Source organism: Bifidobacterium longum subsp. longum JCM 1217, from assembly GCF_000196555.1.
GTDB lineage: Bacteria > Actinomycetota > Actinomycetes > Actinomycetales > Bifidobacteriaceae > Bifidobacterium > Bifidobacterium longum.
The window spans coordinates 1,713,285-1,723,979 of the sequence record NC_015067.1 but is presented as its reverse complement, the minus strand read 5'-3'; the positions used below and the strand labels follow the sequence as shown (position 1 = coordinate 1,723,979).

Below are 10,695 nucleotides of genomic sequence, written 5' to 3'. Positions count from 1 at the left end.
TGTAACTACTCACAATGACTGTTGGCCTGCCTAAAGAGTCCAATCCACCGGGTCGGCACCCATGGTGACTAGGGCTTGATTGGCTCTGGAGAATGGTTTGGAGCCGAAGAATCCGCGGGAAGCGGACAGCGGACTCGGATGAGGCGATTTGATAATGAAGGCATTGGTCAGCAATGGCTCGAGGCTTTGCGCATTACGCCCCCAGAGAATCGCCACCAGCGGCTGGGGCTTGCCGTCGGCGTCCGTGCGCGCGTTCAACGCACGAATCGCGGCCTCGGTGACTTCCTCCCAGCCTTTGCCCTGATGCGAATTTGGCCGCCCGACGCCGACAGTCAGACATCTGTTGAGCAACATCACCCCACGTTCCGTCCACGGTGTCAGATCGCCGTTGGTGGGCATGGGCACCCCAAGGTCGTCAACCAATTCCTTATAAATATTGATCAGGCTTTTCGGCAGCGGGTGAACATTTGGCGCCACGCAGAAGCTCAAACCCACCGGGTGACCCGGGGTCGGGTAGGGGTCCTGGCCGACAATCAGCACCTTGATGGAATCGAACGGGATGGTGAACGCGCGCAGAATATTGTGGCTTGCCGGCAGCCACGGGCGCCCGGCGGCGTTTTCCGCACGAAGAAAATCGCCCATATGGTGGATGGTGGGCTCCACGTCGGCCAAGGCATGGGCCCACCCTGGCTCTACCAGTTCGCTCAATGGTTTGATCATGACTCACCACTGTAGTCAAACGTGCATATCCGGTGCATGGGGCGTGGTGTGGTGGACTGATGAGTTGTTTGCCGATTACACTCATGGGTAGTTTTGATAGGAAGAAAGGGCGATTATGGCACGCGACACGATGACCTACGAATCCTATGAACCGGATTCCTTCGACAATCCTCCGAAGGGACCGGTGGGAGTTCACCGTGGCGCTCGTTCGGTAATGGCCCGCCTCTGCCCGTTCATCGTCGTTATTCTGGTGGCCGCGCTGTGCGGTGTCGGGGCCTGGGCATGGATTTCCGGAGAATACAAGAATGTAGTGGGAGGATCGTCCCAGACGGCGACCACGTCCAAGTCCGATTCGTCCAGCAAGGCTGAGACCAAGAACAGCACCAAGGATGATTCCTCGTCCACTTCGACCGATTCGTCCAAGGACTCGACTTCGGATTCGGCAAAGTCCGATACCGACAGTGACACGACATCCTCGAATGAGAATCAAAACTCCGATCAGCAGTCTCAGCAGTCCGAAGCCATCGCGACTGTGAATAAGGCCACGCAGGTGCGTGTGGTCAACGCCACAGGAATCCAAGGATATGCGGGTCAGCAGGCCGATGTGCTGCAGACCGCCGGTTACACCAGTGTCGAGGCGACCAATCCGAGCGGCACATTGCCGGCTTCTTCCGTGGTGTGGTATCAGAATGAGACCGATAAGGCCACCGCTGAGGATGTGGCGACCACGCTTGGCATTTCGGCTGTGGAGCAGGTGCAAGGACTCGCCGTTCCCATTACGGTGGTGTTGCTCAACTAGCGTTGTTGATGCGCCCCTGATATCGGCGAGAAATACATCGAAAACTGTGAGCGTTCTCACGCCTATGGAATAATTCGTACCGAAAATGTGCCACTGCGGTTGAGATTGTTCCCTCGTCACTGTACAATCGTCATCTAGTCGCGAGGTAGGGGGAGCGCGATGCGGTTCTTTCTACGTTCCCTATAGGTTTTGTGTCGCGACGCCCAAGGGAACAAAGGAAAGACCAGATATGGCACAAGGTACCGTGAAGTTCTTCCTTGCCAAGAAGGGGTTCGGGTTTATCCAGCCGGACGACGGCGGCGAGGACGTTTTCGTGCACTACGCGGAAATCAAGGACGACGGCAGCACCAATAAGTTCAAAATGCTGTACGAGGGCGATCGCGTGGAGTATACGCCCGCTTCGTCCGGCAAAGGCACGCAGGCAAAGGATGTTGTCAAGCTGTCTTCGGGTGAAGCCCGCTCCGAGTGAGTAACACGCACGCAAGGATGTGCATTGAAGGCCCTGACCGTTTCGACGGTTGGGGCTTTTTCATGCCCAAAGCGCAATCGCCGCCGATGGTGTTGGCACTCGGCGGGCGCGAGTGCTAATGTCTGGGTTAGCACTCGGAGGTCGAGAGTGATAATCGGCAGCTGACGGCTGGTCGTCACGACTCGACGCTTGCGAGTGATAACCGGTATACCTAGCCATTTGGAGGAATACGCAACCATGGCAAAGATCATCTCTTATGATGAGGAAGCCCGTCAGGGCATGCTGGAGGGCCTTGACAAGCTCGCCAACACCGTCAAGGTCACTCTGGGCCCGAAGGGCCGCAACGTCGTGCTCGACAAGACCTACGGCGCTCCGACCATCACCAACGATGGCGTGTCCATCGCCAAGGAAATCGACCTTGAAGACCCGTACGAGCGCATCGGCGCCGAGCTGGTCAAGGAAGTCGCCAAGAAGACCGACGACGTCGCCGGTGACGGCACCACCACTGCAACCGTGCTTGCTCAGTCCCTGGTTCACGAGGGTCTGAAGAACGTGGTCGCCGGCTCCAACCCGATCGCCCTGCGTCGCGGCATCGAGAAGGCCACCGAGGTCATCGTCAAGGAACTCGTCGCTGCCGCCAAGGACGTCGAGACCAAGGACCAGATCGCTGCTACCGCCACCATCTCCGCCGCTGACCCTGAGGTCGGCGAGAAGATCGCTGAGGCTCTGGACAAGGTCGGCCAGGACGGCGTTGTGACCGTTGAAGACAACAACCGCTTCGGCCTGGACCTCGACTTCACCGAGGGCATGCGTTTTGACAAGGGCTACATCGCCCCGTACTTCGTCACCAACGCTGACGACCAGACCGCAGTGCTCGAAGATCCGTACATTCTGCTGACCTCCGGCAAGGTCTCATCCCAGCAGGACATCGTGCACGTGGCCGAGCTGGTCATGAAGACCGGCAAGCCGCTGCTGATCATCGCTGAGGACGTCGACGGCGAAGCACTGCCGACCTTGATCCTGAACAACATCCGTGGCACCTTCAAGTCCTGCGCCGTCAAGGCCCCGGGCTTTGGCGACCGTCGCAAGGCCATGCTGCAGGATATGGCCATCCTGACCGGTGCTCAGGTTGTCTCCGACGAACTGGGCCTGAAGCTCGAGTCCGTCGACACCTCCGTGCTCGGCCACGCCAAGAAGGTCATCGTCTCCAAGGACGAGACCACCATCGTTCAGGGCGCTGGCTCCAAGGAAGACATCGACGCTCGCGTGGCCCAGATCCGCGCTGAGATCGAGAACACCGACTCCGATTACGACCGTGAGAAGCTGCAGGAGCGTCTGGCCAAGCTGGCTGGCGGCGTGGCTGTCATCAAGGTCGGCGCTGCCACCGAGGTCGAGGCCAAGGAGCGCAAGCACCGCATCGAAGATGCCGTGCGTAACGCCAAGGCCGCCATCGAGGAAGGCCTGCTGCCTGGCGGTGGCGTGGCCCTCGTTCAGGCTGCTGCCAAGGCCGAGAAGACCGAGGCCGTCACCTCCCTGACCGGCGAAGAGGCTACCGGTGCCGCCATCGTGTTCCGCGCCATCGAGGCCCCGATCAAGCAGATCGCCGAGAACGCCGGCGTGTCCGGTGACGTGGTCATCAACACCGTCCGCTCCCTGCCTGATGGCGAAGGCTTCAACGCCGCCACCGACACCTACGAAGACCTGCTGGCCGCCGGTGTGACCGACCCGGTCAAGGTGACCCGCTCCGCTCTGCAGAACGCCGCCTCCATCGCTGGTCTGTTCCTGACCACCGAGGCCGTCGTTGCCAACAAGCCGGAGCCGAAGTCTGCTGCCCCGGCCGCCGGTGCCGACATGGGCTACTGATCCGCAAACGATCGCTAGCTGATTGAGCTGAAAGGGGACTCCTTCGGGAGTCCCTTTTTTGTATTCTGGCTCCCCTCTTTGAGGGGAGCCAAGAAACTAGCTGGCAAACAGGCGCGAAGCTTGGATTTCGGCGTCAGCGTACACGGTGGAGGCTTGCGTCAGCGAGCGTTGGATGGACTCGAGTGAGGCCTCCATCTGCTGTTGGGCCGCACGCCACTGTTCGGCTACCGCGGTGAACTGGGTGGCCGCCGAACCTCGCCATGCGTCCTGCAAGGCATTGAGATTGGTGTACATGCCGCCCACGGCCTGCCTGATTTGCGAGATCGAAGTGGCCACTGCGGCCGAGGATGATTGGATTCGCTCGGAATCTACCTGATATTGGGGCATCGTTGCTCCTTTTCTAGAGGGTTAATGGTATGTATGGCGGCCGATTGCCAATACCGGCCGTTAAGGTGGAGGATATGTCAACAACGAATCGGGAAGACGGAAAAACAACTATTGTGGTCCTAGCTTCGGAGCCGTCCTATTCGGCCTTCGGGAATATGGTCCGAAAATGGCTTGTTTGCGCCATTTGCGCCCTTGCTGCAGTAGCGATGAACGCAATGTGGATAACCGCAAATGCCTATGGGGATAACTCGAGCGACAGCTCTGACAGCTCCAGCAGCAGCACCGACAGCGGCGTGACCATCACCGAGAACATCACGGATACGGAAAATCTCCTGGGCTCCCATGCGGCCGAAGTCACGGATGCCATCGCCAAAACCGAGAAGGAAACCGGTGTACACGTGCATCTGCTGTATCTTTCCAGTTTCAATAGTCAACAGAAACCGGGAGACTGGGCGGCAACCGTGATGGAGTCCATGAATCCCAAGCCGAACACAGTGATGCTTGCCGTGGCCTCGAATGACGGCAACCTGGTGGTCGTCGTGTCCAAGAACTCCGATAAGTGGCTTCTCGATAACAAAACCGTCGATAAGCTATCCGAAGCCGCACAGCAGCCGTTACTGGAAAACCCGCCGAGCTGGTCTGGCGCGGCAACGGCAATGATGGATCAAATCGTGAAATCCAAAAAAGCCTCCACCTCATCGTCCACGGTGATCGTAGGCATAATCATCATGGGTGTGGTATTGGTGGCGCTGGTCATCATCATCGTGGTCATGGTGGTGATTCATCGGCGCAAGGAGATCAAGAAGGATTCCAAGGCCGAACTCCAAGATGACATTCAGGAAACGCCCAGAAGAGCGCGACACTCTAGGAAGCATGAGTAAGCCTATTGAAGCATCGATTGTTGTTGTCGACGACGAGCCGTCCATCCGAGAACTGCTGGTCGCTTCCCTGCACTTCGCCGGATTCGAGGTAAACACCGCCGCTTCCGGTTCCGAAGCCATTGAGGTTATCGAAAAAGTGCAGCCTGACCTCATCGTGTTGGACGTCATGCTGCCTGACATCGATGGATTCACCGTCACCCGTCGCATCCGCCAGGAAGGCATTAACGCCCCTGTGCTGTTTCTCACCGCTCGTGACGACACCCAAGACAAGATCATGGGCCTGACCGTCGGCGGTGACGATTACGTCACCAAGCCGTTCAGCCTCGAGGAAGTCGTGGCTCGCATCCGCGCCATTCTGCGCCGTACCCGCGAACAGGTGGAAGACGATCCGATTATTCGCGTCGCCGACTTGGAAATCAACGAGGACTCCCACGACGTGACCCGTGCAGGGCAGCCGGTTGACCTGAGCCCTACCGAATACAAGCTGCTGCGCTACCTGATGGACAACGAGGGCCGAGTACTGTCCAAGGCACAGATTCTCGACCATGTCTGGCAATACGACTGGGGCGGCGACGCAGCCATCGTCGAATCGTACATCTCCTACCTGCGCAAGAAAGTCGACGGCATCGAGGTCGACGACGGCGAAGGCGGCAAGCGCAAGGTGACTCCGCTGATCGAAACCAAGCGCGGCATCGGATACATGATTCGCGAACCGAAGAACTAATCGCCTCCATCCATAACGTATCGCAATCTCATGAGTATCCCCGATAAGCAGTCAGGCGGCGTACCGCCGAGCAGCACGCCGAACGCCGCCCCGAACACGAATCCCATGCCTGCAATGTCGCCGTTCGCCGCCCATTTCCAAGAGCAGCGCGAGCGTAAGAAAAACATGCTGATGCGGCATATCGACCGTATCTCGTTGAGCAGCAAGCTGGTGGCCTGCACCATCGCCGTGCTGCTCATCGGCGTGTCGGTGATTTCCTTCTCCATCCGCGCGTTGGTGAACAACTACATGCTGCAGAAAACCGACACCCAGTTAAGCTCGCAAAGCCAACTGGTGGTCAACAATATCGATCTGCTGTCAAAAAATGACTCATCGGGGCCGAACTCGTACTTTCTGCAGATTCAATACACCGACGGAACCAAAGACAAAGAAGGCAATCCTCTGGTCGTGACCCCGCTGATGCCGCAGATGCAGGACGGTATCGTATCGGTGCCGATTCTGCCTACCTATGGCGATACCAATGGCATCACGCTCGGTCAGGCATTCACTACGCAGGCGGTGGCCAAGCAGATCATCACGGTGCAGTCCGACAGTGCGGACAGCCAGAACGATCCGGCCAACGGAAACTCCAATTCCTCTGACACCATCACCAAGGTACTGGCCAACCCCACTGCCAATGCCAACCATGCCGCCATCGTCACGGCGAGGGCACCATGGCGTATTCTGCCGGTGACCTTCCAGCAAAACGGCAAGGACCGTGCCGTGGTGTACATCGGCTTGTCGCTGGCCGACCAAATCGACACCGTCAACACACTCACCCGATACTGCATTGTGGTCGGCATCGCCGTGGTGCTGCTCGGCGGCTCCCTGTCCACGCTGATCATCCAGCACACGATGACGCCGCTGAAGCGCATCGAGAAGACCGCCGCGAAAATTGCAGCCGGCGACCTGAGCCAACGTATTCCTTCCGCGCCGGAAAACACCGAGGTCGGCTCTCTGGCCGCCTCGCTGAATTCCATGCTCACCCGAATAGAATCCAGTTTCCATGAGCAGGAGGAGACCACCGACAAGATGAAACGGTTCGTCTCCGACGCCAGCCATGAGCTGCGCACCCCGTTGGCCGCCATCCATGGCTATGCGGAGCTGTATAAGATGCAGCGCGATATGCCTGGTGCCTTGGAGCGTGCGGACGAGTCCATCGAACATATCGAACGGTCCAGCCAGCGCATGACTGTTCTTGTTGAGGATCTGCTGTCTTTGGCCCGTCTCGATGAGGGGCGCGGCATCGATATGACCGGCACGGTGAAACTCTCGTCGCTGGTCACCGACGCCGTCGACGATTTGCATGCGCTCGACCCGGACCGTGCCGTTCGCCGCATGCAGATTTCCCTCGAACCGGCGCGCGATTTGAACCATCCCGCCGAATTCAGCCTTGCCGAAGGCGATTGGCCTGAGGTCGTACTGCCCGGTGATGCCTCTCGACTGCGCCAGGTGGTGACCAACATCGTGGGCAACATCCACCGCTACACGCCTGCCGATTCGCCCGCTGAAGCCGCGCTCGGTGTGATGCCGGCCGCCATCGATCCAAGACAGCTCGCCCGCATGCCCGCCAGCGACGCGTCAATGCGGCGGTTCATCGACGCTGCCGAAGTAGGTGCCTCGATGCAGACCGGCTATCGATATGCCGTATTGCGTTTCGTGGACCATGGCCCCGGCGTGCCGCCTGAATCGCGCTCGAAGATTTTCGAACGCTTCTACACCGCGGACCCATCCCGTGCCCGCGAAAAGGGCGGTACTGGTTTGGGCATGGCCATCGCGCAATCCGTGGTCAAAGCACATCACGGCTTTATCTGCGCCACCGGCACCGATGGGGGAGGCCTGACCTTCACCGTGGTGCTGCCGATTGAGCAGATCGCCGCTCCTGAGCCCAAGCAGTCCACCGGCAAAACCAAGGACGCCAAACAGAAGACTTCTTGGTTCAGCTCTGAGCGTAAGACTCAGGCGACTCAGCCCAAAGCGTGAGGTCAAGCCCTGTGAGGTAAACTGTACCTTCGGTTTACTATTTCCATTGAGGATTAAGGAAGGTTCGCAATGCCCACCGGTCGAGTTCGTTGGTTTGACGCAGCCAAGGGTTATGGCTTCATCACCAGTGAGGAAGGCAAGGACGTGTTCCTGCCGGCTCAGGCCCTACCCACTGGCGTCACCACGTTGCGCAAGGGGGCCAAGGTGGAGTATTCCGTGGTGGACGGCCGTCGTGGGCCGCAGGCCATGGATGTTCGCCTGATCGCCTCCGCTCCCAGCTTGGTCAAGGCCACCCGCCCGAAGGCGGATGACATGGCCGCCATCTGCGAGGACCTCATCAAGATGCTTGATGCGGCCGGCAATACGTTGCGCCGTCACCGTTACCCATCTGCTGCCGACAGCAAAAAGCTGGCCACGTTGCTGCGTGCGGTGGCGGATCAATTCGATGTACAGGACTGATCTGATCTATGACTGATACCACCGAAACCATCGTGACACCGGACCCTCACGCCATCGCGCGCGCCGTGCTGCTCGAAGTGGCCGACGAGAGCGATCAGGTGGGGGATTTCGTTACCTCATATGATCTTGAGGATCACGTCACTGACTTCCGCTTCGCCGCGAATATCCGTGGCTACGAAGGATGGCAATGGTCGGTGACGCTGTATCACGACGAGGAGATCGACTCCTGGACCGTCAACGAATCCTCCTTGATCCCTACTGAGGGCGCGTTGATGCCGCCCAAGTGGATTCCTTGGAGGGATCGCCTTGAGCCCACGGATCTGGCTCCCACCGATTCGATCGGTACCGATCCGGATGACGAGCGCATCGAGGAAGGCGAAGTCGAGGAATCCTCGCTGCAGGATGTCAACGACGCCGTCGAGACCTTCCGACTGACCCGCCGTCACGTGCTGACCTCGCTGGGCCGCGCGCAGGCTGCCAAGCGCTGGTATGAAGGTCCGCGAGGCCCCAAAGCGTTGAGCACCAAAACCGCCGAAGGCAACCTGTGCTCCACCTGTGGTTTCTTCGTGCCGCTCGCGGGCGAACTCGACCGTATGTTCGGCGTGTGCGCCAACAAGTGGAGTCCGGATGACGGCCGCGTGGTTTCCTTGGACCACGGCTGCGGTGAGCATTCCGAAATCGAACCTCCCGAGCCAAGCCAGCTGTGGGTGCAGTCCAAGCCTGCTTTCGACGATCTGCATATCGACGTGGTGGCCAACCGTCCGCGCAAGCAGGAACCGGCTGCCCAGGACGAGGCCGAAGGCGAAACCGACAAGACAGGCGAGCCTGCCGGTGATGATATCGAAGCACAGAAGACTGTTGACGGGAACGCCGTCGATACTGAGCCCGCTGAGGAGGCGGCAGGCGACGGGACCTCGCAATCCCAGTCTGCCGGTGATGAGTCCGTTGCACAGAACGCATCCGATTCCGTTGTGGATGTTGATGCAGCTGATTCCAGCGACGAGTCCAAGTCTGATGCTGACGACGAGGCCACCGAAGAGGATATCCTCAACAACACCGTTGCCGATGATGATGAGGATGATGAGATGGACGACGAAGAGGATAACGTTCGTCCTTCAGACGATGTGACTCCTGAACTCGAAACCGTCATCGATCTCATTGAGCAGCTGCGCCAGAACAGGGCGGACGAGGAATAAACTCCGAATTCCGCGAAAAGTAGATGGTGATGGGGTTGCAGGAATAAAGAATTCCTCCCTGCAAGCCCATCACCGAGGCGTGCGTTAGCACTCCATGCCGATTTTGGTGAATCAGTGCACCACGGTCACCGTGCATTCGGCGAAGTTCACGATCTGGCGGGACACCGATCCCAGGAAGTGCGCGTCCAGCCCGGACAGGCCACGCGAGCCGACCACCAGATGGCTGGCGTACCGCGAGGCCGCGATCAGACCTTTGGATGCGGGAATATGGAAGGCGTTTGTGCTGACCTTGACGCCATCGGGAATCCGGGCCTTGGCCATCAGCTCAGAGAGAATCTCCTCGGCGCGGCGCTGACCGACCTTCACCGGTGCCACGGCGTTCTCATAGCCCGGAATAACGCCCAAATCCTTGAGCTGCCAGCAGAACATCACATGCAGCGGCGCGTCGTGCAGTCGTGCTTCTTCCAGTGCGAAATCGAACGCACGGCGGGAAGTCTCGGAACCATCCACACCAACCACCACCGGGCGGCGAGCCTCCTCAACCACCGGCTGAGGCTGCGTGTAGTGAACGGGCTTGTCTCCCGGAGTCAGGGCGTTGGCAATGGCCTCGGTCACGGTCTCATCCTCGCTGCCGGCGATGCGCACCACGGTCACCGGCACTTCGGCGGCCTCGGCCAGCGAAGCGGACAGGGACCCCATGAACCAGCGGGCCATACGGCTCAGCGAGCGGCGGCCGACCACGATCTGCTGCGAATCATGGCCGATCTGCAGCAGGGCCGAAGTACCGGAGGCCTTCACCGAGGTGAGCTTCAGATTCGCCGGATCGAAGTCGATGCCTGCAGCGGCCTTGTCGACCCACACACGCAGCTCGTTGGCAATATCGTGGCGGACCTTGGCCCAGGCCTCGTCGCTGTCCGGTTCGGACCCCATATCCCAGGAATGCGTCCAGCCAAACACGGCGTTGACGCTCTGACCGGTTAACGAGGCCTCCTCAAGCGCCCACTTCAGCGCGGCAAAGGATTCATCGGAACCATCCACACCGACAACGATGTCGGGCTTGGTTGCAGCTTCACTCATTTCGAGCCTCCTTGTAATCGACTACGGGTGAATCTAGAACCAGCATATCGTTTTCTTCTCCTCTCACGGCGCAATTCGTGGAATCCGATGAATAAACG

General features: G+C 59.2%; 11 protein-coding genes. 8 read left to right on the top strand and 3 right to left on the bottom strand.

Going from position 1 to position 10,695, the window contains the following annotated elements; genetic code table 11:
• Positions 1-30 precede the first annotated feature (30 nt).
• Complete coding sequence (locus tag BLLJ_RS07490) at positions 31-720, bottom strand: uracil-DNA glycosylase (RefSeq protein WP_007053184.1); 690 nt, start codon at positions 718-720, stop codon at positions 31-33.
• 115 nt (positions 721-835) lie between these two features.
• On the opposite strand from BLLJ_RS07490, the gene BLLJ_RS07485 reads away from it, so the two are divergent.
• The 3 genes from BLLJ_RS07485 to groL all read left to right on the top strand — a co-directional run bounded on the left by BLLJ_RS07485 (position 836) and on the right by groL (position 3,851).
• Positions 836-1,519: a LytR C-terminal domain-containing protein gene (locus BLLJ_RS07485; RefSeq protein WP_007055622.1), complete on the top strand. Its 684-nt coding sequence runs from the start codon at positions 836-838 to the stop codon at positions 1,517-1,519.
• Positions 1,520-1,748: 229 nt separating this feature from the next.
• A complete protein-coding gene (locus BLLJ_RS07480) occupies positions 1,749-1,988 on the top strand; it encodes a cold-shock protein (protein WP_007053186.1) in 240 nt (79 codons plus the stop codon).
• A gap of 237 nt (positions 1,989-2,225) precedes the next feature.
• The gene (gene groL, locus BLLJ_RS07475) at positions 2,226-3,851 is read left to right on the top strand and encodes a chaperonin GroEL (RefSeq protein WP_007053188.1); all 1,626 of its coding nucleotides are present in this window, start codon (positions 2,226-2,228) and stop codon (positions 3,849-3,851) included.
• 96 nt (positions 3,852-3,947) lie between these two features.
• Here the strand turns inward: groL and BLLJ_RS07470 are convergent, their stop codons facing one another.
• Positions 3,948-4,238 carry a WXG100 family type VII secretion target gene (locus BLLJ_RS07470; RefSeq protein ID WP_007053189.1) on the bottom strand — a complete coding sequence of 97 codons (291 nt, stop codon included), beginning with the start codon at positions 4,236-4,238 and terminating at the stop codon, positions 3,948-3,950.
• A 215-nt stretch (positions 4,239-4,453) separates the two neighbouring features.
• Here BLLJ_RS07470 and BLLJ_RS07465 point away from each other — a divergent pair, with 215 nt between their 5' ends.
• From BLLJ_RS07465 to BLLJ_RS07445, 5 genes are all read left to right on the top strand, one after another.
• Complete coding sequence (locus tag BLLJ_RS07465) at positions 4,454-5,119, top strand: TPM domain-containing protein (RefSeq protein ID WP_007055616.1); 666 nt, start codon at positions 4,454-4,456, stop codon at positions 5,117-5,119.
• Positions 5,112-5,843 carry a response regulator transcription factor gene (locus BLLJ_RS07460; protein WP_007053191.1) on the top strand — a complete coding sequence of 244 codons (732 nt, stop codon included), beginning with the start codon at positions 5,112-5,114 and terminating at the stop codon, positions 5,841-5,843. Before BLLJ_RS07465 ends, BLLJ_RS07460 begins: the two co-directional genes overlap by 8 nt.
• 30 nt (positions 5,844-5,873) lie before the next feature.
• Entirely contained in the window at positions 5,874-7,865 is a 1,992-nt protein-coding gene (locus BLLJ_RS07455; protein WP_007055645.1) for a HAMP domain-containing sensor histidine kinase, read from the top strand.
• 69 nt (positions 7,866-7,934) lie between these two features.
• Positions 7,935-8,324 carry a cold-shock protein gene (locus BLLJ_RS07450; RefSeq protein WP_007053193.1) on the top strand — a complete coding sequence of 130 codons (390 nt, stop codon included), beginning with the start codon at positions 7,935-7,937 and terminating at the stop codon, positions 8,322-8,324.
• A gap of 8 nt (positions 8,325-8,332) precedes the next feature.
• Positions 8,333-9,520 (top strand): DUF3027 domain-containing protein, encoded by a 1,188-nt coding sequence (locus tag BLLJ_RS07445; protein WP_007058563.1) that lies wholly within the window; start codon positions 8,333-8,335, stop codon positions 9,518-9,520.
• A 111-nt stretch (positions 9,521-9,631) separates the two neighbouring features.
• Here the strand turns inward: BLLJ_RS07445 and BLLJ_RS07440 are convergent, their stop codons facing one another.
• On the bottom strand, positions 9,632-10,597 hold the full coding sequence (locus tag BLLJ_RS07440) for a universal stress protein (protein WP_007053195.1): 966 nt from the start codon (positions 10,595-10,597) through the stop codon (positions 9,632-9,634).
• Positions 10,598-10,695 lie beyond the last annotated feature (98 nt).